Consider the following 25,004-nt stretch of genomic DNA (forward strand, 5'->3'; position numbering starts at 1 on the left):
GTTTCCAAACCCATATCTGAAAGCCCACCATGACTCAACCTACAGGACCAATTAAGAATCGAAATGCAATTATCTTTGGATTTTCTCCTCAGGCCGAAATTTGGAATGGTCGGTTTGCCATGATTGGTTTTATTGGTATTCTGCTGGTGGAGTTCTTTGCGCATCAAGGAATTCTGCATTTTTGGGGAATTCTGTAGGCTTTAAGGGGCACCACGCCTCTTTCAGGAGGATGAAGTCTTAGTTTTCTTGATTTTGGACCCTCAGTTCAAGGCTGTGGGGTGTAGATCCATTGACTCATTTGACATGCTGCCTATTGATCATCGTGACTGTGGCTCTTTAAATGCAGATTTGCTGAAGCTACAGCGTGAAGCCTGTCGCTATCCCGCCGGGCATGTGCAGCGTCAGCTACGGCTCACTCGGATTATTCGTCAAGTCACCGCGTCAGGTCGCCTGTGGCATGAGTCCTCCCCCTACTATGAAGATGCGTTGCAGCTAACCTGGCTATACTTTTGCCAGAATATCTGTGAGGCGGGAAGTGGCGCAGCCTATGATGCGACTCGCGGTTCAATTTTGACTTGGCTGAATCGATATCTAAAGTGGCGGCTACGGGATTTGGCCGCGGCACATCATGATCAGCTCAAGCAAGTCGATCTCTCTCAGATTCATGAACCTGTAGGTCTTGAAGTCCCGCCGATTCTGGAAGAGGTGCGATCCTGGGCCGAGAGCGATCCTGAACTAGTCCAGATTTACATTCAAGACCGACCCGATCTCAATTGTCGGCGGCTCATCTTAGAGCGTCTGCCTCCGGAGCAAAGTTGGAAACAGCTCTCGGCCCAGTTCAATATCTCAATTTCAACCTTAAGCAGTTTTTATCAGCGCCAATGTTTACCCCGCTTGCATAAGTTTGGGCAATTTCAAGGATATCTATAATAGAAGTCCATTCAAAACTTGCAATGATGTCCTCCCTGAGTTCTAGAAGCCTGTCACTCCCCATCACCCTGGCTGACAGAGCCTTTGCAGCGCGGCTGGCGTCCGATCAAACCCTGCCTGAGTTGGTCCGGCGAGTCAATGATAATGCACTATCAGTGGCTGCGGTGGCTGGTTTTTTACGGCTCATGGCGATTGAGTCTACGTCTGCCAATACCGATCTTCTCAATCCGGTGGTGCAGCTGTGCGCTGATGTAGCGGACCTGCAGGTGGTGGGACTGGGGCGTTTAGAATGTCGGGTGGTTTTGCCAGGGGCCAATCTCAGCTCTATTCCGCCAGAGGTTTGGGGCGATCGCATTGGATATGTCTTTGTGGAAATCAATCCGGCACGGTCCCAAGCTTTGATTCACGGATTTTTGAGATCTGTGAATCAAGAAACGGTCGATTTGTCTACACTTCAGCCCGTGGAAGCCCTTCTGGAATGTCTGAGCGAATTAAAGGCGCAGCGGCTGGAGTTCGTCTCTACCTCGCCGCCTGTATCCCCGCCCCGGTGTTGTCTCCAGGACTGGCTCAGGGGAATAGTGAGCCATGAATGGCAAGCGGTGGATGCCTTGATCGCGTCCACGGTTTTTACCTGGAATCTCGGGTTTCGCGGCGATCAAAATACAGCATTTGCCCCAAAACCCCGATCACTGGCTCAAGGTGCGCAAGAGAACGCTTCCCCATCGGTCAGTGGGCCGAGAGAAGGGGTGATTCGACGGGCAAAGCTGTTGGAGTGGATAAACCCCACCCATGAGGAGGATTTAGCGCTGATCCCCTCCCTCGTTTTGGTGGTGGAGGTTACTCCTGAGGCGGAGCGAGGAGCGCAAATTTGTTTACAACTGCATCCGCAAAACTCCCCCGCTTGCCTGATGCCCAATGTAAAATTTGCCGTCCTGGATGGAGCGGGGGCTGGGTTTATGCAGGCAACGTCTCGTCAGGAGGACAACTATTTGCAGCTTCAGTTTCGTGGACAACCTGGGGAGAGATTCACCGTGCAAGTGACCGTTAACGAATTTGTGAGTCGCGATTTTTTTCAGGTTTGAGCAGAATCGGCCCTCCAACTTTGCTCTGATCAAATCCATATTCTGCAGCGCAAGCCTCTCTTGACCCAGACGTAACATTCTCGCCCAGATCTCTGGGGGACCCTAGGCGCAACATCGATGGTGGTCACACAGGCAATTCTTCAATTCTCGGATGGAAACTATTCGCAAGGATTTACCGCTTCCTTGACCTGGACAGATCTGTCCCAGGGACAAACCGGCTCTAGCCAGGGGAGGTTGCCGCCCAACGAAGCGCTTGAGCAGATATACCAATCTTGGCAATTGAGCTATCGATGCTGGGGGGGATCTCATCGTCTAGAACCCCTAGAGGGAGAGCCCACTAATATTTCCCATCGCGAGAACTGTCAGCGTGACTCTCAGGCCTTGCAGGAGGCGTTTAATCAGTGGTTGAGGGCTGAGGCGTTTCGACCCATTCGTGAGATGTTGCTGCGCTTTCTCAATCCCCAGGACGGGGGGCGAATCTTAGTGCAGTCATCCAGCGTGGACCTACAGCGTCTTCCCTGGCAGAATTGGGAAATTCTGGCAAATTTTCCGCACCTGACCCTGGTGATGGTGCCAGGACGCTACGAGTCTTTGCCGTTGCACCGAACCCAGGCCCCCCAGGCGCAGGTTCGTATTCTGGCGGTGTTGAGTCCGGATGCCCACATGGATCTGCAGGGAGACCTTGCTGCTTTGAAGGATCTCCCCAGGGCTGATCTGCACCTCATTCAAGCGCCAACCCAGCAGCTGTTGACCGATTCACTCTGGGCTCAACCTTGGGATATTTTCTTTTTTGCTGGGCATAGCCGGGGCCAGGCGTCCCAGGGCGAAGTGGTCCTTGCAGCCCAACGCTGGACTCCGATTGGACTGATGCGCTACGCCCTCCAGAGATCGGCCCGTCAGGGATTACGGCTGGCGATTTTTAACTCCTGCGATGGGCTGGCCATTGCTCAAGAGTTTGTGCAGCATAAAATCCCCTTCATTATCACCATGCGCGAAGCGGTTCCTGACCCTGTGGCCCAGTCTTTTCTGCGCTATTTCCTGTTGGCCTACGCCACTGGAGAGGCGCTGGAGGTCGCCTTTGAGCAGGCTCGTCAGCGCCTGGAGGCACTAGAGGCAGATTATCCCTGTGCCACCTGGTTACCAGTCCTCATGTGTAATCCCAGCTGCCCGGCCCCGACTTGGCCGCTGCCGCCTTCCCCTGAGGATTCAATTGGTCTGCAGGACTCGCCGCAGCCCTCGAGGGACGCCGCGCAGGAGGCGATCGCCTCTGGGAGTGTGCTGCCGAAGCGGGGGCAGGGGCTATGGACAGTACTCGTTGTGGGACTGATGATATTAGCAATCCGTACCCTGGGAAGTTTACAAAGCTTAGAGCTATGGACCCTGGACCAGCTGATGCGTCGAAGGCTTCCCGAGACGGGTGATCCGCGCCTGGTGATTGTTGAGGTGGATGAGGCGGCGGTACAGCAGGCTCGCGCCGAGCAAGGATCCATCACGGAGACAGACCTCCTGCAGCTCGTTCAGACCCTGCATCGTTACCAACCGCGAGTCGTGGGGCTGGATATTTATCGAGATAATCCCCTGCAAAGCCCAGAACTCACCCAGTTCTTTGCTGACCACACTGAATTTATCGGCGTTTGTAAAAGCCCGGATCCACAGGTGGATGTATTTGGGGTTGCCCCGCCGCAAGGATTTCCCCACCATCGCATCGGTTTTAGCGATTTTCTGGAAGATGAGGATGGGGTTGTGCGTCGGCAGCTGTTGTTTATGACACCCGAATTGAGCCAAATCTGTGCCACTCCTTGGGCACTCTCATCCCAGGTCGTCTTGCACTACCTCCTGAAGATGGGTATTCAACCACGCTTCTCCCCGAGGGACAGGACAGGGCGCTTCATGCTGGGAGGCAGAAGCTTTACCCCGCTTCGATCCCATAGCGGAGGCTATCAGGGCATTGATGCCCGAGGACACCAAATTTTACTCAGTTACCGTGCGCTGGACGACCTCAAAGCTATTGCCCCCCGAGTCACCCTGAAGCAGGTGATTGCAGAGCAAATTCCGCCGCAGCTGTTCCGCGACCGCCTGGTTCTGGTGGGGGTAACAGCCCAAACCAGCAGCGATTTTTGGGAAACGCCCTACGGCGCACCTGAACATCACAGGATCCCTGGCGTGTTTGTGCAAGCGCACATGGCAAGCCAGCTGCTCAGCGCGACTCTGGACGATCGCCCGCTGCTAAGACCACTCCCCCTCTGGTTAGATGGCCTCTGGATTTTAGGGTGGGGCAGCCTAACCCTATGGAGACCCAGGCGGCCTATTCCTGCCGGTATGGGGATTGGCATCATCCTGGGGGGGCTGATCCTCATCAGCTATGGCAGCTTGTTGGGCGGGCTTTGGGTTCCTTTGGCACCCGCAGCGATCGCAGTGCTGACCGTTGCTACCGTCAGCAGGTTGGGATTTTCTCTGGGGCCCAGCGGTCGTCGGGGGAGCTGATTGCCCCCAGGCCAGGCAGAGTTTACATAACTTTATAAAAACAGCTGAACTTTTCCGTATCGACGCCCAGGGCAGATCCGCCGATGCTGAAGTTGGTCTGCGGGCTTGAGCCTTGGGTCTCGGGTTGGACCTGTAGTTTCCGCGATGCTACCAATGTTGAAACAGCTTTGGATACATACAGCTTGGATCAGCCTGGCATGGGTAGGCATGCTGTCCCTTTGGCCCTCAGCTTCGGAGCAATGGGCGCTAGAGTCCTCGCGGTCCCCCTTCGCGATCCCTGGGAGATTACGGAAAGCGGATGACCTGTTCCGTCCCACGACCCCCGGGAGTTCGGCTTCGAACCGGAGCCATTGGCTCTCCCCATCAACGACTCTGTCGAGTTCGATGATTCCTGACCGCGGACGACCCACTGGCCGGTTACGGGGCGGCAGCAGTCGCTAGAGAACTCGCAAAACGCTATCGATACAGTTGACCGCAGCCAGGCGATCAATCTGGTCCAGGGCTTGACGGAACTGGCCTTCCTGGACATGGTGCGTCACCACGACAATTTCTGCTCGGTCTTGCTGGGTATCGGTTTGCACAATAGATTCCAGGCTGACGTGGTGCTCTCCAAACGCCGTGCCAATGCTGCCAATTACCCCAGGATGATCATGGGTGATTAGACGTGTAAAAAAGCGGGTTTTAATGCCGGCAATGGGGGCAATCTCCGAATAGTGCTTGTGGGAGCAGGCGAGCAGTGGATGCATGTAGCCCTGGGTGTCTGCATCAGGATGGGCATGGATCAGCGCTGCAACGTTAATGACATCAGCCACCACCGCGCTGGCTGTGGGGCCAGCCCCGGCCCCTGGGCCGAAAAACATGACCTGTCCAAGGGGGTCAGCTTCAATCAAAATGGCATTGAACACGTCATTGACACTGGCCAGGGGATGTTCCTTGGGGACCAAGGTGGGATGCACGCGAACATCTAACATTTGGGGATCCTCCATGGGGGAAACCCCGCCGGCGGAGGGATCTACGGTTGCCTTGGCGATCGCCAACAGCTTAATGACGAATCCCAGCTTATCGGCATAGGTAATATCCGCGGCAGTGATGTGGCGGATACCTTCCCGATGCACCTGATCGAGCTTAATGCGTCCGCCGAAGGCCAGAGAGGCTAAAATCGCAATCTTATCGCCCGCGTCCAGGCCATCGATATCTGCGGTGGGGTCTGCTTCGGCATAGCCCAGCCTTTGCGCCTCTGCCAGGATTGCATTGAAATCTCCTCCAGATTCTTGCATCTGGGTCAAGATGTAGTTGGTGGTTCCGTTTAAGATTCCGGTCACGGAACGAATTTGATTACCACCAAGGGACTGTTTCATCGGTTGAATAACAGGAATGCCCCCAGCAACCGCTGCCTCCAACATGACGTAAACCCCTGCATCGTTGGCCGCGGTAAAAATTTCATCCCCGTAGCGGGCAATGACGGCTTTATTCGCGGTCACCACATGTTTGCCATGTTCAATAGCTTTGAGAATGAGCGATCGCGCTGGTTCAAGGCCGCCAATGACCTCCACCACAATGTCGATCTCAGGGTGGGTGACAATCGCTGCCAAGTCGGTGGTCAGCAGCCCTGAGTCCAGGGCCACCGATCGGGGCTTCTCGAGGGAGCGCACGCCCACGGCAGCAAGCTCTAGCCTTTGCAAGATCGGATGACGACCTTGAGGGGTCTGGAGAATCTGTACAATTCCAGTTCCCACTGTCCCTAATCCCAGCAGTCCAACTTTGAAACCCACGGCGAAGTGCCCCAATCGATCTAAATAAACATGAACTAAACGGTATCAATGCAGCGGGAACTCGTGATGGTCTACCCTTGATGGTTGACCGGACCCCGCGCATTCACCACCCTCATTGTGACATTCTCAATCGCAATCTTGAGGGAAACCTGGAGAAGAAATTCTAGAGGGTCGGGGACAGGGAGCAGGGGCAGGGAGCAGGGGTTTTGAGCGGGCGGATTCTCAAAGTCGTCCTGAAAGTTGGTTAAAATAAGCTCCGGTCTCAGGCACGGTGCAACGGCTCACACAAATTCTTATGGACTTCATTCAGGCTTCTCGAGGAACCCGCGATATCTTACCGGATGAAACTCTTTATTGGCAGCACGTGGAGGCAGTAGCCCGTCAAATTTTGCAGCGTGCGGCCTACCGGGAAATTCGCACCCCCATATTTGAGCAAACGGGCCTGTTCGAGCGCGGCATTGGGGAAGCCACCGACATTGTCGGCAAGGAAATGTACACCTTCGACGATCGCGGACATCGCTCAATTACGCTCCGGCCAGAGGGGACTGCGGGAGCCGTACGGTCCTTAATCGAGAACAAACTCTATGCCCAAGGAGGGGTGCAGCGCCTTTGGTACACCGGACCCATGTTTCGGTACGAACGACCCGGGGCCGGACGCCAGCGCCAATTTCACCAGATTGGCGTGGAGCTATTCGGGAGCCGTAATCCACGTGCCGATGCAGAGGTCATCGCCCTGGCTGCGGATTTATTACAGACCCTAGCCCTGGAAGACTGGGTACTGGCCATTAATTCTCTGGGGTCCTTTGAAGACCGCCAGGACTATCGTAGTGCCCTGGTTCGTTATCTGGAGCCGTACAAAGACGATTTAGACCCCGATTCCCAACAGCGGCTGTATCGTAACCCACTGCGCATCCTCGATAGCAAAGACCCCAACACGCAGGCCATCGCTCAGGATGCGCCTAAGCTCCAAGCCTTTTTAAGTTCAGAGTCGCGGGAGTATTTTGAGCAAGTGTTACATCTGCTGGAGGCTTTGCAAATTCCCTATCAGTTAGATCACTGCCTGGTACGAGGGCTGGATTACTATACCCACACGGCCTTTGAGTTCAAACTCGTAGAACTGGGAACGCAAGGGACTCTCTGTGGAGGAGGGCGATACGATCGCCTCGTTGCGGAATTGGGGGGGCCTGAGGTGCCAGCGGTGGGGTGGGCCATTGGCCTTGAGCGGTTAATTAGCCTATTGCAGGGGCGTCTTGATCTAGACCCGGTCAGCCCCGATGTTTACCTGGTGGCACGGGGACAGGTCGCCGAAGAGCAGTCACTGACCCTTGCCAGGGCGCTGCAGCAGCGCCATTTTGCCGTTGAGCTGGATTTGAGCGGCAGCGCATTTGCCAAACAGCTGAAGCGCGCAGATCGCAGTGGTGCTCCCCTGTGCTTAGTGGTGGGTGAAGCGGAGGCGGAAGCTCAGCAAGTGCAGCTGAAATGGCTGGCTTCTGGTGATCAGCAGATGCGATCGCAGGCTGAACTGATGGAGCAAGCGAACATCCTCCGTGAAAAAATTAATTTAGCGAAATCTCCAAAAAGGCTATAAAGTACATCCAGTTATTGGGCCGGCTCAGACAATGATTGGGTTTATAGTCTGCCCCCTGTGTGAGGTAACAGCATGATGGACAATTGGCAATTTTTTCTTCAGAAAGAGGGAGACTACGCCTGGCTACCTTTAGAAACGCCGCAAGTGGAAATTCTAGAAGGTCGCTACCAATTGATTGCCCATACCCAAGCCGTGGGGAGATCAGTCCGAATTCAGTCTCGTTACTGCTATGAAGCCGGTGACTTTCCCCAGGAAGATCTTCAAGAAACTGTTCGCGCTGTAGAGGTTTCGGGGCAAGTTGAGGTGTTACCGCTGCTCTATTTAGGAACCGGAGACTGGTTCATCACCTGTGATTTTATAGATGCCCCAGAGGGTGTATCGGAGGGTGTATCGGCAAATGCAAGGGACCGTGCTGAGACCCGTCATCATTGTCTTGAAATTCAGGTGCTGCCCCAGGAGTTTGAGGCGTTTGCGCAATGGGACCTCACGTTTCCTCCGTCCCCAGAGGAGGTCGACCCAGGGGATTCCATTCAGCTCGATCAGGCCAGAGAACCCCAGATCTCAACCTTAGAGGGTCTTCTTGACCCATCGCTAAGAGACTGGAGCGCGCAGGTAGCAGCACCGCTGGACTCTTCTTCTACTCCCCTCCCCTCAGAACCTCAGAGCAATCTGGATTCACATTCTACGCCGGTGCTGCCTGAGGTGACTCCGTTGACGCTGCCTGTGTTGCCTAAAACGAACCCCCAAGTTTATTTCCGAACAGTGGAGGCCCGGCAGATGCCCCAATGGGTTTGCGACCAGATGCCAAGGAAAAATCATCCGGGGCAGTCTCCCCAACTGCCCACTTTTGCGACGGGACGATCGGCGATCGCCTTGAGAGATCTCGATAGAGTGCGAACTTTAAACCGCATGAAGGTTCTGGCCACCGTAGTGAGTCAGCAGCCTCCCGCCTTAGAAATTTCTCCCGAAACGCTATCGGCGCGCTTGCACTCTACCCTGCATCGCCTTGCCGATTCCTGTGCGGTATCCTGAGGTGGAGTCGCGGTCGACCCCCACCTTTCCCCCAACGCAGCGGTGCCTCCGTGCGCGATCCCCAGGGAATCAACGTCACCCGACTAGACATTGAGCAAGCAATGTGTGCCTCAAGCCCATGGAGAAATCACAGTTGTCTCGGCATTTACTCCTCCAGCCAGCCAGTTGGTTGGTCTTGTGTGGGCTGGTGAGCTGCCGTTCTCTCCAGCAAGAGTCTGTGACTCCAGCTCCCTCCATCAATCCTTCCCCTGTCCTTCGGCCTAGCCCCGTGCCTGCCGCCGGGGCTCAGTCCGTTTCCTTCACGGTGGAGGTGGATAGTCCCGCAGATTTAGCCGTAAAACCAGGGGATTTTGTGAAAAAAGGGCAGCTGATTGCCCATCGGGAGGCAACACGTCTGGCTCTAGCGCAGCAGCAGAAAGCGATTCAAGCCCGCCTCGCCTCCCTGAGCAGCGACGTAGAACACATCAATCCCCAACTTGAAGAACGCTCTCTTGTTCAGGCCCAAGAGCAGCGGGCGGTAGCGCAAACAGCCCTGGAGCAATACCGCCGCGATTCACCCTGGACTGACTATGCCAGGGATACCCTACCCTTAGCGCAGGAGGAAGCAGAGCAGGCACAGCTAGAGCAAAACCTGCGCGATGCCCAGACCCGGGTAGAGGTTGCCCAGCGTCAGCTCCAGGCAACCCAGCTCAAAATCCAGGATTATCGTCAGCGTCAGGCACAGCTTCGCACCCAACTTCAGCAGCAAATGTCCCAGGTGCAGTCTAGGCTCAGAGCGCTGAGTTCAACCCCAGCCCCGACCACTGGCGTGATCACTGCTATCCAGCCGTCTCCCGGCCAGCAGAGCCCGATGCAGGTTCAAATTACGATGAGGCCAGCAGCAACAGCGCCTCAAAATCCTCCATCTCAAGATCCACCGCAACTGCCCCCAACCAATCCATCTCCTTCAACGTCGGGACAAGGGTTAACCTTTCCGGTGCTGCCGGGAGAGGGCTAGCGTTAACCGCTATACTGGGAAACCAATAGGGTCTATGACACATTTAAGATGGCAGAAATTCAATTTATCCGTGGTCAAGCTGAGGAAGTGATTCCAGACGTGAGGGTCACCCGCTCGAAGGGAGGCAAGAGTGGCCGGGCGATTTTCTACTTTGATAATCCTCAAGTTTTGCAGGAAAACAGCTTTGAAATTTTAGGGATGTTTTTGGTTGACGAAGAGGGCGAGCTGATGACCACAGATGTGAATGCAAAGTTCATCAATGGTCAACCCACAGCTATTGAAGTCTCCTACGTCATGAAAACTGCCGAAGAGTGGGATCGCTTTATTCGATTCATGGATCGCTATGCAGAGTCCCATGGGCTTGGGTTAGACCGGGCGCAGTCGTGACCGCCGAGTTTGCCTTGACTTCAGGCAACTGGACGATGTGCGGCTGAGTTTTTGACACTAACGGTTTGAAGAGATGACTGCGACACCTTCTGCTAACGTATCCGGGCGTCGCCAGGCCAATGATTGGCAACTCTTTAAGAGTATTCTTCCCTACGCCTCTCCCTACCGAAATCCGGTCGGTCTGGCGGCGCTTCTGCTCATTCCCTTAGCGCTAGCGGGTGCGCTTCAACCCCTGCTGGTCGGCCAGGCGATTTCCCTGCTCAGGGGCGAGGATTCAGCCTATGATTTTTTGAAGGCGATCCCCTTGGGGACGGGGCTGAATGTCCTCAGCGGCCTTTTGCTGGTTACAGTGGTAACTCGCTTTAGTTTACAAGCGGTTCAGGGATTTTGGGTGCAAAAGGTTGGGCAGCAAATTACCGCGGATATTCGGCGAGATTTATTTGCCCATGTGCTGTCGCTCTCGGTTCGATTTTTTGACCGGACCCCGGTGGGCAAGCTCATCACGCGCTTAACCAGTGACGTTGAGGCCTTGGGAAATGTCTTTGCCACGGGAGCAGTTGGAATTATCAGCGATATTTTTTCAATTCTCGTTATCGTGGTCACCATGTTCCTGACCCAGTGGCAGTTGGCTTTGGTGCTGGTGCTGCTGCTGATTCCCATTGCGGCGTTGATCCTCTATTTTCAGTATGAATATCGCCGGGCCAACTACAGGGCCCGGGAAGAACTGGCCGAACTCAATGCCACGCTTCAGGAAAATATGATGGGCATTAGCGTGGTGCAAATGTTTCGCCGCGAGCGCTTTAACAGTGAACTGTTCCGCCAAAGCAACCTCAACTATGTCCACGAAGTTGACCGTACCATTTTCTTTGATTCGGCGGTATCTGCAACCCTAGAGTGGGTTGCCTTTGCAGCCATCGCTGGCATTCTGTGGTTCGGAGGGAAAGGCCTGCTCAATGAAACGCTGACTCTGGGAACGCTCTCCACCTTCATTTTGTTTGCGCAACGACTCTTTAATCCTCTGCAGCAGCTGGCTGAAAAATTCACCTCGATTCAAGCCGGTCTGACGGCTATCGAGCGGATTTACGATTTGCTAAGCGAACCGGTAGAAATTCGAGATGCCCCAGAAACGCAAACCCTGAGCACTGATGAAGCGGATCACCTCGGTGAGATTCAATTCCAAAACGTCTGGTTTGCCTACAAGGATGATGACTATGTGCTGAGGGATCTCTCGTTTACCCTGCGGCCTGGGGAGAAGGTGGCGATTGTGGGGCCGACCGGTGCTGGAAAAAGCTCGATTATTCGTCTTTTATGCCGTCTATATGAACCGTCTCAAGGTCGAATTATCGTGGATGGCGTGGATGTGCGAAACCTCTCTCAATCTGAGCTGCGTCGTCATGTAGGGGTTATCTTGCAAAATGGATTTCTGTTTGCGGGCGATGTTAAAAGCAACATTGCGCTGGGAGAGTCCTATTGTCTCTCGCAAATCCAGGAGGCGGCAGAGCGGGTAAACGTGGATGGATTTATTCGCGAACTGCCGGAAGGGTACGATACGCAGCTGCGACAGCGAGGAACCAATCTGTCGGCAGGGCAGAAGCAGCTTCTGGCCTTTGCCCGAGCCTCGATCCGAAATCCTAACATTTTGGTACTGGATGAGGCTACGGCCAATTTAGATGTGGGAACCGAGGTGGTGATCCAAGACGCCTTAGAAAAGCTTTTGGCGCAGCGAACGGCTATTATCATTGCCCATCGCCTCTCCACGATTCGGAATGTGGACCGTATTTTAGTCCTCAAGCAAGGGGAATTGGTGGAGCAGGGAACCCATCGGCAGCTGTTGCAGCAAGAGGGCGTCTATGCGAGCCTCTATCGTCTCCAAACGCTGGGGGTTGCGGGTTAGGACGGAGAGGGAGGCGAGTCCGATGGAAATGGGTTTTGGGGAAAACCGCTGGACGATAAATTAATCCAAAGCTGCGGCGATCGCAGACAGGCCATGAGTCTGGTCAGGATCGGAGGAGAAGCCGAGGTGACCAAGGTGGAGGGAAATACATGGGTGCCCCAAGCGGGGTGGCACAGAAGCTTGCACTCCCCTTGGGCCTGGACGGGAAAGTGCAGCAGCTGTTGGGCTAGGGCCACATCATCCAGGAGTTGGAGGCCCGCCGGCGATCGCACTGGGGTGCCAAATTTGGGGTCAAAATAGTCTACCCAGTAGCCCAGACCCTCCAGGGCCGTGGACCATTGTTCTGCCTGCGTCAGAAAATTTTGACGCAGGATTGCTTTGTGCTGCTCTGTGTTCGCTGTGCGATCGCACAGCGAAACGGGACTGTATTGCAAATATAAAGCCAAGGCCTGTACCGGAACGGACCAGCTTGGCAGAATTTGCCGCCAATGCTGTTGCAGAAAGGCCGTCGGAGAATGAATGGAAATTTGCGGCAGAAATGGAGCCAATTCATCGCAATTTTGGGTGCTCCTCTACGATGCCCTGAGGCTTCCGTTCCTGCAACCTCAGCGAGCTTGAGATTCCTGGATACCTTTTCTGGGCACCCATCCAGGTTGCTGAGGTTGCACTTCATTGCAATGGGGGCTAAGAACTCGGGCTATTGCTAGAGGACTCCAGCCGCACACAATCTAGCATTCTCAGAGTGGCCGCCGCAGCGTAGTTGCGAAGTCCAGGCTGATTAGGGGCAAAGGCCTGTCCAGACTCGTTTAGGGGCGAGGCAACACCGCAAAAGCCAGACATTTGGGTGATCAAATCCCTTGCCCAGTGCCCGCTCGTGTCAACAAAATTTATCGGAGTGACGCTCTGGACCAGTTCTGGATCCTGTCCCTGCAGCGTTAGGGCATATTCCGAGGCGCGACGGAGAATGGCCATGAGCTCAGCGCGAGTCACCGCTTGGGTGGGGCGAAAGTTCCCGTCTTCGTATCCACTGACAATGTTGTTCTCCTTGGCGTAGGCAATTTTTGCCGCACTCCAGCGAGAACTGTCCACGTCGGGGTAAGGACCGCGTTGGACCTGACTCGGAATGTTGAGCCTGGTATCCGGCAGGGTCTTGATCGCTTCCAAAATCATGGATACAATCTGCTCCCGTGTTAGCGCGGTTCTAGGGCGAAAAGTATTGTCCTCAAAGCCTTTGATAAACTGGAGTTCCACGGCTTTGCGAATTTCTTCTAGATAGAGATCGCCTGCCACATCTTGGAACGGGAGATCCCCAATCACCGTAACGGGTGGAGTTTCACCCACTTGATCAAGCGAATCAGCCACTAGATAAACATGACCGAGAACCTTGTCTTCATAGGTGCGCTTTGCAAAGCGCCAGCCCGAATTTAGGACAATCTTGGCAAAACCTGTGGTGCTGCCGTTCGCGCTCCCAATTTCAATCTCTGGGGTCGTGGTATTATCAGGGGCGCCCACCAGAACCAGGTTACCATCCCGATCACGAATTCGCAGACGATACCGTAACCCCAAATCCTGTTCACCAACGCGGATAGAATAACCGTTGGCGTCGACGCTGCGACCACAGATCCCGGCGAAATTAAAGGTGCTCAGCAGGGGATCAATCATCACTGGATTGCTGCCGCTTTCTTCCCAGCAGGGGCGTTCATCGGACTGCTGCTCAATAATTAACAGCTGGTGCTTGTCTCCACTCCCGATGGGTGCTGCGACTGCTACAAACTTACTCTGGTCAACTTCACTGGATCCAAAGGTTGCAGCGTGACTTGCCTGAAACGGCAGGAACACTTGAAGGCTTGAAAGAGCTGCGATCGCAGAATATACGAGGGGACGCACAATTTGTTTTTTCATATGCAATGGTTGAATCATTTCACAACATGAGGCAAAGACTGAGGACCTGGAGCAACAGGCCCCTCATCACTGAATGCCATAGACCCCGCGGTCAATCCCTAGAGCCTCAAAATCCGCTGATTTTGTCCCCCAGCTCCAGCACATTAACCGTCTGCTGCCCCTAAAGCAACAGACCTCGACCCGATAAAAATGACCTAGGCTGACCTGAGATTTGTGGTGGATGGAGTACCGATCCGTCCACGCTTAGGGTCCAAGGACGCATAGAGCGCTCTCTAGAGTTCCCTGAAAGTGGAAATTCCGCTCATCGTTTCAGAATGTATCTCAGCAGTGAACAGCACTTGCACAGGCCCGTTACTAGCGGTTGAGGGCAATCTATCGTGAACGGCGCCTTAGGAAAGCAGTCTTTCAAAAACCTTTACGATCTTGGGGCAAATCTGCTACTTTATTCTCCAGAAAAAAATAATAATCTCTAACATCAGCGTTGCCAGCCAAAAACTCTGCGTCTATTTCTCTCTAGAAGTAATTTTCAGAGGGAAGGGGCTCTTGATGGGCAAGAAATTTTGGTAAGCTGAGGAGCAACTTTCGTCGCGCCAAAATACAGGTTATTTTTTCACGGTTCTGCATCCAAACCATCGGTTGGGAGATTGAGTTAAGGATTGTTAGAGTCCTTAGGGCGATCAAAGGGCGATCCACCCTTGAAGGGTCCAATGTCAAGGAGTAGGCGTCAAGAAGCAGAGCTGGGTTCTAGAAATGAGTCAAAAACGTGCGGGGTGCGGCGATTGAGAGGGAAAGTTTACGCCCACTTTTACGGATAAATTATTAGAAATGACGGAAGATTCTGTATTTCAGCCCCCCGAAGATTCTGACATTCGTCAAACTCAAGCCCAACAGGCCTTAGAGCGCGAAGCCCAGCTGTCGTTGACCGGATGGCAGCAAGAAGTCAGCCGAGGCCTTGAATATGGCTTGGAGGCGGCTGAGAGCATTCGCGATCGCACCATTCCCACCTTCTCGCGGGGGGAACTCCCACACTTTGCGGGCATCAATACCTTTCTCAAAGCGCCCTACCTAGAAGATGTCCGCCGGGTCGGCGACTACGATATCGCGGTGGTGGGCGTTCCCCATGATTCGGGAACAACCTACCGTCCGGGCACCCGATTTGGTCCCCAAGGAATCCGGCGAATTTCCGCCCTGTATACCCCCTACAACTTTGAAACGGGCATTGATCTGCGCGAGCAAATTACCCTGTGCGATGTGGGAGATATTTTCACAATTCCTGCAAACAACGAAAAATCCTTTGACCAAATTTCCAAGGGCATTGCCCATATCTTCAGCTCAGGGGCCTTTCCGATTATTTTGGGAGGCGATCACTCCATTGGATTTCCGACCGTTCGGGGGGTTTGTCGCCATCTAGGGGATAAAAAAGTCGGAATTATCCACTTTGATCGCCATGTGGATACCCAGGAAACCGATCTCGATGAGCGCATGCATACCTGCCCTTGGTTCCATGCCACCCATATGAAAAATGCGCCGGCCCAAAATCTGGTGCAGTTGGGAATTGGCGGTTGGCAGGTGCCTCGCCAGGGGGTCAAGGTTTGCCGGGAACGGGCCACCAACATTCTCACGGTTACCGACATCACGGAAATGGGCCTGGATGCGGCGGTGGATTACGCCCTAGAGCGCGCCCTAGATGGTACAGACTGCGTCTACGTCAGCTTTGATATTGACTGTATTGATGCTGGATTTGTCCCAGGCACCGGCTGGCCAGAACCGGGTGGACTGTTGCCCCGCGAGGCGCTGTACTTGCTCAACAAAATCATTCGCAATGCACCGGTGTGCGGGTTGGAAGTGGTGGAGGTGTCTCCTCCCTACGACATTAGCGATATGACCGCCCTAATGGCTACCCGCGTAATTTGTGATGCCATGGCCAGCTTAGTGCTTTCTGGACAGCTTCCCCGCACCCAAAGGCCAGGCTATCTCCATGCAGAGGCAAATCTTGAGGTTGGAGCGGACTGGGAGTAGGTCATGCATGAAACCGATATGACCCAAGCCTTAATTTTGACGGTGAAGGATTGGTGGGACAGCCAACCTGAGCGCCCTCGGATTTCTAAGGTGCATCTGGTGGTCGGGCAGTTCACCTGTGTGGAACCCGCTAGCCTGCAGTTTGCATTTCAGGCCCAAACCCGTAAGACGTTTTTAGACGGAGCGCAGCTCGTGATTCGAGAGACGCCCCTGATCGCCCATTGTCATCACTGTCAGCAGGACTACCACCCAGTGATGGGATTGCAATATGCCTGTCCCCAATGTGCGGCGCCCATGGAGGAAATTCGCTCAGGGCGGGAGTTGAAAGTTGATCGCATTGAATACGCTAACCAGGAGAGCCATGCACCAAACTGCTGATGCGGCGATCGGCATGAACCTGCTGCACGCCAACCAGGAAGGGGCCAGCCATAATCAAGCCCACTTTGATGCCTGGGGCGTGACCTGCTTCAACGTGATGAGCAGTCCAGGCGCCGGCAAAACCGTCTTGCTGGAGAAGACTCTAGCTCAACTGAGGTCTGAAATTGCGATCGCCGTGATTGAAGGAGATATGACCACAGAGCTGGATGCCGATCGGCTGCGCCAGTACGATGTGCCGGTCATTGCCATCAATACCGGACGCGCCTGCCATTTAGATGCCCGCATGGTAGCCGGAGGAATCCACCGCCTCGCGACGGACTACGACCCCACGCAATTTGACCTGGTCCTGGTTGAAAACGTTGGCAATCTGGTTTGTCCGGCAGAATTTGAGGTGGGAGAACATGCAAAGGTTGCGCTGCTAAGCGTGACTGAAGGGGAAGACAAACCGCTGAAGTACCCGGTCATGTTTCAAGAAGCCGACTGTCTCTTGATTACCAAGACCGACTTGGTGCCCTACCTAGAGATTGATGTACATCGCATCATCTCCCATGTTCGCCAGTTGAACCCGAGCGCAGCCATTATTCCTGTATCAGCGCGCACAGGAGAGGGGTTAGAGACTTGGTTCAATTGGGTTAAAGCATCTCTACGGGGTAGGGCTTAAGGCCCCTGTGGCTTGGATCGGGCTGGCGGACTTCCCCTTGGGGGCTGATTGTGATTGGAGAGTGACATGAAACGGCGACGGTTTTTTTCATTGGCCGCAAGTATTTTCTTAACAGTGGTTTTAGTTGCAAGCTGTTCCCAGGCACCGAATGCCCCGGAATCTGATCTGGGGCCTGCAATTAAAATTGGCTACAGCAACTGGGCGGGCTGGTGGCCCTGGGCGGTGGCCGAAGAAGAAAAACTGTTTGAGAAAAATGGAGTCAACGTTGAGTTAAAGTGGTTCGACGGTTATGTAGAGTCAATGGAAGCCTTTGCCACCGGTCAGCTTGACGGCAATTCCCAGACCCTCAACGATACGGTGTCCTTCGCCGCTGGCGCACCCAACGGCGAAGTCGTGGTGCTGGTCAACGATAACTCCGAGGGCAATGACAAGATTATTGTCTCCCAGGACATTCAAACCATTCAAGATCTCAAAGGGAAAAAGGTTGCCGTTGAGGAAGGGGTTGTGGATGACTTTTTGCTGAGTTTGGCCCTTGAGCAAGCGGGGATGAAGCGGTCAGATGTGGAAATTGTTCCGTTAGAAACGGGAAAGGCCGCGGCTGCCTTTGCGGCTGGACAAGTGGATGCCACAGGCGTATTTCCTCCCTTTTGGCTGACGGCCTTAGAGCGGGAAGGGAGCAAAGAACTGGTCAGCTCTAAGGAATTTCCAGGCGCCATTCCAGATTTGCTCGTGGTTAGCCAAACCTTGATTGACCAGCAGCCAGAGAAGGTGCAAGCGCTGGTGAATACCTGGTACGACACCTTAGAATTTATTGAGCAAAATCCTGAGAAATCGGATGAAATTATGGCCAAGCGTGCGGGAGTGAGCACGGAAGACTTTCAGAAATTTAAGGACGGTACGCGCATTTTTACCATTGAAGAGAACCTAGAGGCCTTTTCCCCCGGCGACAACATGAAGCATATGCCCTTTGCCGCCAGGAAAATGGCTGACTTTATGGTCAGCGTTGGCTTGATGAAGCAAGAAGATATTCCAGATTTTGAAAAGCTCTTTGACGATCGCTTTGTGAAAGCTTACGCTGCTGAAAATGCGTCTGCGTCTTAGATGAATGACGATGAACAACATGGGGGCACGGGGTATTTTCTCTTCCAAGGAAAGCTTCTGCCCACTGCGTTATTGGCTGCCTATCCTATTTTGAGCTTGGCTATATGACTCCGATAATTTCCTCTCCAACGGTACCGGCTTCTCCGCGAGGCATGAAGCGCAATGGCCTGGCACCCACTGTATTCTGGCGAATGACGGAGGATATCCCGCGATCGCTGCAGGGGCTACTGGTGGTTCTATCGGTGGCGGTTCCCCTGGCTCTTTGGTGGGGGTTGGCCGCAACGGGGTGGATCCACCCGAAATTTTTGCCTTCTCCCATTGACGTGGCTCAGGCTCTAACTTCACTCTTCGCCGAAGGGGTACTCTGGACCGATGCCTGGGCCAGTATTTACCGCGTGAGTCTGGGATTCCTCTTGGCGGCGGTGATCTCGGTACCCTTGGGAATCATGATGGGCACCTTTTCCAGTGTGCGCGCCTTGAGCGAACCGATTATCGGGATTGTACGCTATATGCCCGCGCCGGCTTTTATCCCCCTGCTGATTATTTACCTGGGACTGGATGAAGCCCCTAAAATTGCGCTGATTTTCATCGGGACAGTCTTTTTCAACGTTTTGATGATTATGGATGCGGTGAAGTTTGTGCCGAAGGAGCTTCTGGAGACGGGCTTTACGCTAGGAGGAAGCCGTCGGCAGGTTTTGATGCAGGTGATTACCCCCTACGTGGTGCCCAATATTTTAGACGCCTTTCGAGTGAATATGGCGGCCTCTTGGAACCTAGTGGTGGTGGCGGAATTAGTGGCCGCTAATGAGGGACTGGGCAAGCGCATTGAGCTGGCCCAGCGCTTTTTTCGGACGGATGAGATTTTTGCCTGTCTCATCGTCCTGGGGTTGATTGGATTTGCCATTGATTTAGGCTTCCGGGTTCTGCTACGGACGACCTGTCGCTGGGCGGTTGAATAGATGAAATCCGTCATCATGGAGGGACCCTTGATATGCACTTAGAGGTCAATCAAGTTAGCAAGGAATTTGTCACGTCCCGAGGTCCTCTGCTCGCGCTTCAGGATATTTCGCTCCATGTGGAAACTGGGGAATTTGTCTGTGTGGTGGGATCCTCTGGATCTGGAAAATCCACGCTCCTGCGTTTAGTAGCAGGTTTAGATTTACCCACGATGGGAGAGATTGTGGTGGACGGTGCCCAGGTCATTGGACCGGGACGCGATCGCGGCATGGTGTTTCAAAAATACACCCTCTATCCCTGGATGAGTGTGGCGGATAATGTGGGCTTTGGCCTGAAGCTGCAGGGCGTTCCAGCGGCTGAACGCAGAAAGCAGGTGCAATATTTCCTCAACGTGGTGGGCCTGACCCGCTTTGCTAAGGCCTATCCCCGCGAATTATCGGGGGGGATGCAGCAGCGGGTCGCGATCGCCCGCGCCCTGGCAAATCAGCCTAAAATCTTGCTGATGGATGAGCCCTTTGGTGCTCTTGATGTGCAAACCAAAGAAAATATGCAGACCTTTTTGCTAAAGCTTTGGGAAGAAACTCAAACCACGATTTTAATGATCACCCACGATGTTGAAGAGGCCATCTTTTTAGCCCAGCGAATCTACGTGCTCAGCGCTCATCCCGGCACCATTGTGGAAGAGATTGAAATTTCCCTCCCGGCAGGAGTGGCAGAGGATCTCCATGCCGTCAAGCACGACCCGCAATTTTTGCAGTATCGCCAAAAAATCACCCAGGACCTACGACAATAGAAACGAGTCGGGAGGAGAAAAGCACGACACCGCTAGGGAGTCGTGCCTTCCGGGGAGGGCGATGGAGATACAGGGGGAGTTGGAACCGCGGGAGTTGGGACCGCGGGAGAACCTTCGCCTTGACTCGGTTGAGGTTGATACTCCCACTCGTTGAGGGGACGATTTACGGCGGTGGCAATGGACTGGGGAACAATAACCACCGACAATGGATCGGGCCAAGGGGTGGCTGGATCTACCAAAGCATAGAGATGGGTGCGATCGAAGGTCTCCTTGCCCAGGACGAGGCGATGGACGCGGCTATCTTTTAATTGCACCCTCAAGCTTGGACTTTGATCGCTCAAACCAAACTCCTGCTGTTGAGCAACCGGGACCTCCAGCCGCCGCTCCACCTGGCCGCTGGCTAACTGATCGAGGAGAAACGCGATCGCGGCCTCGTCAGCCGTCATCGGCTTGGGCTGCGTCATTTTCCAGGTATTGGGAAAGTCCTGTGCCGTTTGTTCAAACTGGAGCGTTTTGCCCTCAGCATTGATGAGGGCAATGGATTGAACATCAGCTTCTTGAAAGGTAAACAGTTCGGCGCTAGTGTCCGGCTGCTCTGTTTTTGAATCCACAGCGCTGCGCCGCATTTCCCAAAATACAGATCCCCCTGCAGCCAAGAGGGCCAAAAGCACAAGGACAAGGGTGCTGGTTTTTAGCTTCATGCAGTTTCCTAGCGACGTTTCCACCAAATAATGCTAGCGGCAACAAAGGCCGATAGAGGCAGCAGGGCGATTGAAACCAGGGCTAACATCCGAAAACGCAGGGCCGGAAGTTGCAGCCGCCGCTCGATTTTTTCCTTGGGCCGAATCGACAGGCTTAAGCTGTTGTCCCCCAACCAGGATAGGGAATTAATCAAGACATCTCCGTTAATGCCCTGATTAAAGGGACCAGAGGTGGCAAAGTCAGAATCTCCAATCACCACAAGACGGGTGTTTGGAACCGAAGCAGCGCTGTCCTCCCTGTCCTGATTTTGCGGCTGGGATGCAGAGGGAGAAGACTGGGAGCTTTGCTCCAGCGCAACGCCCACGGCTAGCGGGCCTTGCTTATCGCGCTGAGGATCAAATTCTAGGGCTTCGTTGTCTGGATCGGCTTCAGCCCAACTCCGCTCTTGGGTGATCAGCAGCTCGGTGACCTGGCGATTCTTTGGGCTGCCGGTGAGGGTAATAGCCTGGGCCAGAGGAAAGAAGGATATCCCCTGGGCAAAGTCTTGGGTAATCGGATGCGTGCCATACTGCACCACAATCGGAACCGCCGGGCCTAACCCTAACAGTTGTCCGGACCCAGATGCATCCACAATAATCCGATTGTCGAGGCTCAGGTTCCACTCCTGCAGGAGATTTTCCAGACCCGTTTTAATTTCTGGATCTAAGAGGGCCAGCAGTCGCCCCCCTTGGGCAAGATAGTCTTTAAGCAGTGCCACCTCAGGATCTAAAAACGGGCGTTTTGGACCGGCGATAATGATTACATCAGCATCGTCGGGAATAGATCCACGTTGCCCTAAATTGAGGGGACTGACCGTAAAATCTCGTTTATTGAGAGCATCCAGAGCACTTTGGAGATTGACCTGTCCTCCAGCTGGCGGAAGCTCTCCATGGCCCTCGGTGAGGTAGGCATTAATCTTTAAATTGCTGACCAAGGAGGCTAGGGCTGGGGTCAGGTCAGCTTCGGAAAAGGGGCTGGAAATAGTTTTTGTGCGATCGCCCTGTTCCAGCACCACCTGATTACTGGCCGTAATTTGATACTTTTGCGCCAGCCCAGGCTGGGTTTGGGGATCAACGAATTCAAACTCAAAGCGAGCGGGATTCAGCTGCTTAAACCGCTCTAATAGGGTTTGTTCGTCCACCGGTGGGGGTTGCATGAAACTCCACACCTTGACCGGTTCAGAGAGCTGCTGCAGCACCTCCTTGGTTTGGGGGGCCAGGGTAAAGCGTTGATTTTCTGTTAAATCTAGCTGTCCGCTGTAGCGGACCGCCATCAGGTTCATAACCGACAGAATCGTGATGACCGCTAAGGTGGCCAGTAGGGCATTACTGGTGGTTTGGGTGGATCGGCGTCGCCACCAGCTCAAACGGCTCTGTCCAGGCGGCCCGAAACGCCATCGCAGAATTAATCCAAGGGCAATAAATAGCAAGCCTGTGATCAGCAGGCCCATGGAGAGGTTTCCCCAAACCTCGGTGATGACTCGGGCACAAAGGGCGGCGATCGCTAAAACAAGCCCAACCCAGATCAAGAGCCAAAAGACCCTTTGTGCATTCCGCACGCTCAAGATTCCCCGGTTTCTCATATCCCTCCCTGTTAGATTCTGCATGAAAGCCTCGTAACGGCGTCCCATGTTCCGTGCAACTTAACCTGCATCCAATTCATGGACACTATTTCATGGACACTGTTTCATGGACACGATGCCCATCGCGGCCTATTGCTGAAAGCGGAATAGATCCACGGACTGGGCCGTGAGAAAAATCCCAAGAAGGATATAGCTTAAAAACAGCGCTATACTGCCCCCGGACAATATGCCTTGGGTCAGGGTGGTGAAGTGCTTCAGCAAGGAAAGATGGGTCAGCATTTCTCCGAGTACCCCTGGAATGTTTGTGGCAAATGAATCAATCAGAAAAAGGAGCAATACCAGAGCATAGGTTATCACCGCCGCGACGATGGCATTATCCGTCAGAGAAGAAATAAACAGACCCAGCGCGAGGATCGCAGCGGCCATCAGCACCAGCCCCAGATGCCCCAACCAAAACACGCCAAAGGACATGGCTGGATCTGAGGCACTGAGGGCTACCAGCTCCAGTCCCATAATGGGCAGCAACAGCGCGATGAATAGGCTAAGCACGGCCCCGAGCTTTCCCACCGCAACCGACCAGTTGGTAATGGGAGAGGTGGCCAGGAGTTCCAAGGTGCCGCGTTTGCGCTCCTCAGTGTAAAGATTCATGGTAAGGAGGGGCAAAATTCCCAGGACAATGGAAGCGGTTGTCGAGAAGAAATATTGCAAAATCCAGTTGGGGGCATCAATGCTCTCGTTTGCGGCACTCAACTGCCGCTGAATCTCAATGTTGGCAACCTGTTCACTCACTCGCAAGATAATTGTCACGAGCAAAGACCCCAGCAGGAACCAAAACACACCTGCAATGATGTAGGCCAGAGGAGACTTAAAATAGCTGCTGAGTTCGCGTCGGTAGATCGCCAGGATATTGGCAACAATAATCTTCATAATTCAGAGGTCTCGCTCAATGGGGACGGGGACGGGGCATTGGCGATCGGTGCAGTGGGGAGTGCAGTTTCCGCAGGTGAATCGCTGCCCATTCCTTCATTCATGGTGAGTTTAAGAAACACCTCCTCTAGGCTGGCCTGCATACGTCTGAGTTCAAACAGGTCGAGATTGGCTGCAAGCAATAGGGAGGCCATTTTGGGTGCCGGATCTTGATCAGGAAGGGCGGTGACTTTAAACCTGATGTGATGTGCTGGAAACAGAGGGGCCTCTAATCGTTCCACCTGTTGTAATTCTGGAATCTGATCCAGTACTGCCTGAGCGATGTCCGGATCACCTTTTAGTTCTAACTCATACTCCAGATTTTTAGAGAGCTGGGTGACGAGCTGATGGGGAGATCCGATATCCGCAACGCGGCCGCGATGAATAATGGCAATTCGATCGCAGGTCATACGCACCTCGGGCAAAATGTGGCTGGAGAGAATAATGGTGCGATCGCCTGCCAGGGACTTGATGAGTTTTCGCACCTCGATAATTTGCCTGGGATCCAGGCCGACAGTGGGCTCGTCTAAAATAATAGCCGCGGGTTCATGGACAATAGCCTGAGCAATCCCAACTCGTTGACGATAGCCCTTGGAGAGTTTGCGGATAATCGTTCGTCGTTGTTCCGCTAGGCCACACTGAGACAGTGCAGCATCCACGCAGCGGCGGCGATCGCCAGGCGCCACCCCCTTAATCCTCGCCACAAAGTTCAAGTAGTCCACAACTTCCATATCCAGATAGAGAGGCGGATTTTCCGGAAGATAGCCAATGCAGCGACGAACGGCCATGGGATTTTCGTGAACTTCCTGACCTGAGACCTTGGCCGTCCCCGCACTGGCAGGAAGGTAACCCGCCAAAATCCGCATTGTGGTTGTTTTCCCAGCCCCGTTTGGCCCTAAAAGACCTAGGATCTCCCCCTGGTTAACGGTGAAGGAAACATCCTCAATGGCTGTGGTTGAGCCATACACCTTGCTCAAATGCTCAACTTCAATCATTTGCTTCTATGCGAGACCCACATGGTACCTGACCTATTTTGCCTCTTGTCGGTGCCCTTGGCATTCTAATTTATTCTTAGAGTGGGTTTGGCTCTGGGCCTTGAGGCAGGAGGAAGGGCGTAGGAGCAAGACTTAATACCGTTTATGGTGCTTTTTCCCATGGAGATTCACGTTGACACCCGCATTCCGTTTCCCCTCGATTTGGTGTATGCAACCTACCGCGATCGCCTTCCTGAAACAGTGTCTTACCTACCCAATGTTCGTGCTTTACAGCTTCTGGAACGTCGCTGTGAACCCGACCACATTTTTTGCCATTACGAATGGGAAGGCGGGGGTGAAATTCCAGCCATGATTCGCAGCTTTATCAGCGTAGATCTGCTGAAATGGAGCGAACAAAACGACTGGAATAATGTGCTGCACCAGGTGCGCTGGCGCATTGCTCCCCATCTATTTGCAGAGGCGATTGATTGTGCTGGAAAAAATCGCTTTATCGCAGAAGGCGATGGTACCCGGGTCGAAACCCGCGGTCACCTCCGGATTAATCCCGCCCAACTCTCTAATGTTCCCACCATGATGCGTGGAATCGTGGCCAACGCAGCAGAGAAGATTTTAGGGGAAGCGATCGCGCCAAATCTCGAAAAAATGGGCGATGCCATCGTTTTCCTGCTCCAAGAGGGGAAGACAACGGATATTCCCCAGACCCTTCCCCGTCTTTAAGATTTGGGCCGTTAGCTTTGGGGATG

General features: G+C 53.8%; 23 protein-coding genes. 16 read left to right on the forward strand and 7 right to left on the reverse strand.

The features are described from left to right. The first annotated feature begins 29 nt into the window (after positions 1 to 29). The 4 genes from QQ91_RS21255 (at position 30) to QQ91_RS21270 (ending at position 4,496) form a co-directional block, all read left to right on the forward strand. The gene (locus QQ91_RS21255; protein WP_166278293.1) at positions 30 to 197 is read left to right on the forward strand and encodes a CAB/ELIP/HLIP family chlorophyll-binding protein; all 168 of its coding nucleotides are present in this window, start codon (positions 30 to 32) and stop codon (positions 195 to 197) included. A 106-nt stretch (positions 198 to 303) separates the two neighbouring features. Further along, positions 304 to 930: a sigma-70 family RNA polymerase sigma factor gene (locus tag QQ91_RS21260; protein ID WP_166278296.1), complete on the forward strand. Its 627-nt coding sequence runs from the start codon at positions 304 to 306 to the stop codon at positions 928 to 930. 23 nt (positions 931 to 953) lie between these two features. Then, positions 954 to 2,012 (forward strand): DUF1822 family protein, encoded by a 1,059-nt coding sequence (locus QQ91_RS21265; RefSeq protein WP_166278299.1) that lies wholly within the window; start codon positions 954 to 956, stop codon positions 2,010 to 2,012. A 183-nt stretch (positions 2,013 to 2,195) separates the two neighbouring features. Further along, on the forward strand, positions 2,196 to 4,496 hold the full coding sequence (locus tag QQ91_RS21270) for a CHASE2 domain-containing protein (protein WP_166278302.1): 2,301 nt from the start codon (positions 2,196 to 2,198) through the stop codon (positions 4,494 to 4,496). A 437-nt stretch (positions 4,497 to 4,933) separates the two neighbouring features. Here the strand turns inward: QQ91_RS21270 and QQ91_RS21275 are convergent, their stop codons facing one another. Then, entirely contained in the window at positions 4,934 to 6,268 is a 1,335-nt protein-coding gene (locus QQ91_RS21275; protein WP_166278304.1) for a homoserine dehydrogenase, read from the reverse strand. 295 nt (positions 6,269 to 6,563) lie between these two features. Here QQ91_RS21275 and hisS point away from each other — a divergent pair, with 295 nt between their 5' ends. From hisS to QQ91_RS21300, 5 genes are all read left to right on the forward strand, one after another. Then, positions 6,564 to 7,856, forward strand: a complete 1,293-nt coding sequence (gene hisS, locus QQ91_RS21280; RefSeq protein ID WP_166278307.1) for a histidine--tRNA ligase — start codon at positions 6,564 to 6,566, stop codon at positions 7,854 to 7,856. 72 nt (positions 7,857 to 7,928) lie between these two features. Beyond that, on the forward strand, positions 7,929 to 8,888 hold the full coding sequence (locus QQ91_RS21285) for a hypothetical protein (protein WP_166278309.1): 960 nt from the start codon (positions 7,929 to 7,931) through the stop codon (positions 8,886 to 8,888). 133 nt (positions 8,889 to 9,021) lie between these two features. Then, entirely contained in the window at positions 9,022 to 9,885 is an 864-nt protein-coding gene (locus tag QQ91_RS21290) for an HlyD family secretion protein (protein ID WP_250833432.1), read from the forward strand. A gap of 48 nt (positions 9,886 to 9,933) precedes the next feature. Then, complete coding sequence (psb28, locus tag QQ91_RS21295; protein ID WP_166278314.1) at positions 9,934 to 10,272, forward strand: photosystem II reaction center protein Psb28; 339 nt, start codon at positions 9,934 to 9,936, stop codon at positions 10,270 to 10,272. A 73-nt stretch (positions 10,273 to 10,345) separates the two neighbouring features. Next, the gene (locus QQ91_RS21300) at positions 10,346 to 12,166 is read left to right on the forward strand and encodes an ABC transporter ATP-binding protein (RefSeq protein WP_166278317.1); all 1,821 of its coding nucleotides are present in this window, start codon (positions 10,346 to 10,348) and stop codon (positions 12,164 to 12,166) included. Here QQ91_RS21300 and QQ91_RS21305 read toward each other — a convergent pair. After that, complete coding sequence (locus tag QQ91_RS21305; protein ID WP_166278319.1) at positions 12,163 to 12,714, reverse strand: methylmalonic aciduria and homocystinuria type D protein; 552 nt, start codon at positions 12,712 to 12,714, stop codon at positions 12,163 to 12,165. The two genes, QQ91_RS21300 and QQ91_RS21305, sit on opposite strands and share 4 nt — an antisense overlap. Positions 12,715 to 12,850: 136 nt before the next feature. Next, the gene (locus QQ91_RS21310; protein WP_166278322.1) at positions 12,851 to 14,068 is read right to left on the reverse strand and encodes a DUF3747 domain-containing protein; all 1,218 of its coding nucleotides are present in this window, start codon (positions 14,066 to 14,068) and stop codon (positions 12,851 to 12,853) included. An 825-nt stretch (positions 14,069 to 14,893) separates the two neighbouring features. On the opposite strand from QQ91_RS21310, the gene QQ91_RS21315 reads away from it, so the two are divergent. From QQ91_RS21315 to QQ91_RS21340, 6 genes are all read left to right on the forward strand, one after another. Next, the gene (locus QQ91_RS21315; protein ID WP_166278324.1) at positions 14,894 to 16,087 is read left to right on the forward strand and encodes an agmatinase family protein; all 1,194 of its coding nucleotides are present in this window, start codon (positions 14,894 to 14,896) and stop codon (positions 16,085 to 16,087) included. A 3-nt stretch (positions 16,088 to 16,090) separates the two neighbouring features. Further along, complete coding sequence (gene hypA / locus QQ91_RS21320) at positions 16,091 to 16,465, forward strand: hydrogenase maturation nickel metallochaperone HypA (RefSeq protein ID WP_166278327.1); 375 nt, start codon at positions 16,091 to 16,093, stop codon at positions 16,463 to 16,465. Then, positions 16,449 to 17,126, forward strand: coding sequence for a hydrogenase nickel incorporation protein HypB (hypB, locus tag QQ91_RS21325; RefSeq protein ID WP_166278329.1), 678 nt, complete (start codon positions 16,449 to 16,451; stop codon positions 17,124 to 17,126). The genes hypA and hypB overlap by 17 nt, the downstream gene beginning before the upstream one ends. A gap of 66 nt (positions 17,127 to 17,192) precedes the next feature. Continuing rightward, entirely contained in the window at positions 17,193 to 18,227 is a 1,035-nt protein-coding gene (locus QQ91_RS21330) for an ABC transporter substrate-binding protein (protein WP_166278332.1), read from the forward strand. A gap of 104 nt (positions 18,228 to 18,331) precedes the next feature. After that, positions 18,332 to 19,186, forward strand: coding sequence for an ABC transporter permease subunit (locus QQ91_RS21335; RefSeq protein WP_166278334.1), 855 nt, complete (start codon positions 18,332 to 18,334; stop codon positions 19,184 to 19,186). Between the two features lie 32 nt (positions 19,187 to 19,218). Continuing rightward, entirely contained in the window at positions 19,219 to 19,977 is a 759-nt protein-coding gene (locus tag QQ91_RS21340) for an ABC transporter ATP-binding protein (protein WP_166278336.1), read from the forward strand. A gap of 32 nt (positions 19,978 to 20,009) precedes the next feature. On the opposite strand, the gene QQ91_RS21345 is transcribed toward QQ91_RS21340, so the two are convergent. The 4 genes from QQ91_RS21345 to QQ91_RS21360 all read right to left on the reverse strand — a co-directional run bounded on the left by QQ91_RS21345 (position 20,010) and on the right by QQ91_RS21360 (position 24,261). Further along, on the reverse strand, positions 20,010 to 20,678 hold the full coding sequence (locus QQ91_RS21345) for a DUF4340 domain-containing protein (protein ID WP_166278338.1): 669 nt from the start codon (positions 20,676 to 20,678) through the stop codon (positions 20,010 to 20,012). A gap of 8 nt (positions 20,679 to 20,686) precedes the next feature. After that, positions 20,687 to 22,276, reverse strand: coding sequence for a GldG family protein (locus tag QQ91_RS21350; protein WP_201277234.1), 1,590 nt, complete (start codon positions 22,274 to 22,276; stop codon positions 20,687 to 20,689). 153 nt (positions 22,277 to 22,429) lie between these two features. Next, positions 22,430 to 23,227: an ABC transporter permease gene (locus QQ91_RS21355; RefSeq protein WP_166278342.1), complete on the reverse strand. Its 798-nt coding sequence runs from the start codon at positions 23,225 to 23,227 to the stop codon at positions 22,430 to 22,432. Then, positions 23,224 to 24,261, reverse strand: coding sequence for an ABC transporter ATP-binding protein (locus QQ91_RS21360; protein WP_166278344.1), 1,038 nt, complete (start codon positions 24,259 to 24,261; stop codon positions 23,224 to 23,226). Before QQ91_RS21360 ends, QQ91_RS21355 begins: the two co-directional genes overlap by 4 nt. Positions 24,262 to 24,405: 144 nt before the next feature. Here QQ91_RS21360 and QQ91_RS21365 point away from each other — a divergent pair, with 144 nt between their 5' ends. Next, complete coding sequence (locus tag QQ91_RS21365; protein ID WP_201277235.1) at positions 24,406 to 24,978, forward strand: hypothetical protein; 573 nt, start codon at positions 24,406 to 24,408, stop codon at positions 24,976 to 24,978. The last annotated feature ends 26 nt before the right edge of the window (positions 24,979 to 25,004 follow it).

It is taken from the genome of Lyngbya confervoides BDU141951 (assembly GCF_000817775.3).
Lineage (GTDB): Bacteria > Cyanobacteriota > Cyanobacteriia > Thermosynechococcales > Thermosynechococcaceae > Lyngbya > Lyngbya confervoides.

Excerpts from the sequence above, each read along its gene's own strand:
- QQ91_RS21360 (WP_166278344.1), bottom strand. The coding sequence starts at position 24,261 with ATGATTGAAGTTGAGCATTTGAGCAAGGTGTATGGCTCAACCACAGCC.
- psb28 (WP_166278314.1), top strand. The coding sequence starts at position 9,934 with ATGGCAGAAATTCAATTTATCCGTGGTCAAGCTGAGGAAGTGATTCCA.
- QQ91_RS21310 (WP_166278322.1), bottom strand. The coding sequence starts at position 14,068 with ATGAAAAAACAAATTGTGCGTCCCCTCGTATATTCTGCGATCGCAGCT.
- hypA (WP_166278327.1), top strand. The coding sequence starts at position 16,091 with ATGCATGAAACCGATATGACCCAAGCCTTAATTTTGACGGTGAAGGAT.
- QQ91_RS21265 (WP_166278299.1), top strand. The coding sequence starts at position 954 with ATGATGTCCTCCCTGAGTTCTAGAAGCCTGTCACTCCCCATCACCCTG.
- QQ91_RS21365 (WP_201277235.1), top strand. The coding sequence starts at position 24,406 with ATGGTGCTTTTTCCCATGGAGATTCACGTTGACACCCGCATTCCGTTT.
- QQ91_RS21345 (WP_166278338.1), bottom strand. The coding sequence starts at position 20,678 with ATGAAGCTAAAAACCAGCACCCTTGTCCTTGTGCTTTTGGCCCTCTTG.
- QQ91_RS21255 (WP_166278293.1), top strand. The coding sequence starts at position 30 with ATGACTCAACCTACAGGACCAATTAAGAATCGAAATGCAATTATCTTT.
- QQ91_RS21315 (WP_166278324.1), top strand. The coding sequence starts at position 14,894 with ATGACGGAAGATTCTGTATTTCAGCCCCCCGAAGATTCTGACATTCGT.
- hypB (WP_166278329.1), top strand. The coding sequence starts at position 16,449 with ATGCACCAAACTGCTGATGCGGCGATCGGCATGAACCTGCTGCACGCC.
- QQ91_RS21260 (WP_166278296.1), top strand. The coding sequence starts at position 304 with ATGCTGCCTATTGATCATCGTGACTGTGGCTCTTTAAATGCAGATTTG.
- QQ91_RS21330 (WP_166278332.1), top strand. The coding sequence starts at position 17,193 with ATGAAACGGCGACGGTTTTTTTCATTGGCCGCAAGTATTTTCTTAACA.
- QQ91_RS21340 (WP_166278336.1), top strand. The coding sequence starts at position 19,219 with ATGCACTTAGAGGTCAATCAAGTTAGCAAGGAATTTGTCACGTCCCGA.
- QQ91_RS21335 (WP_166278334.1), top strand. The coding sequence starts at position 18,332 with ATGACTCCGATAATTTCCTCTCCAACGGTACCGGCTTCTCCGCGAGGC.
- QQ91_RS21285 (WP_166278309.1), top strand. The coding sequence starts at position 7,929 with ATGATGGACAATTGGCAATTTTTTCTTCAGAAAGAGGGAGACTACGCC.
- QQ91_RS21300 (WP_166278317.1), top strand. The coding sequence starts at position 10,346 with ATGACTGCGACACCTTCTGCTAACGTATCCGGGCGTCGCCAGGCCAAT.
- QQ91_RS21355 (WP_166278342.1), bottom strand. The coding sequence starts at position 23,227 with ATGAAGATTATTGTTGCCAATATCCTGGCGATCTACCGACGCGAACTC.
- hisS (WP_166278307.1), top strand. The coding sequence starts at position 6,564 with ATGGACTTCATTCAGGCTTCTCGAGGAACCCGCGATATCTTACCGGAT.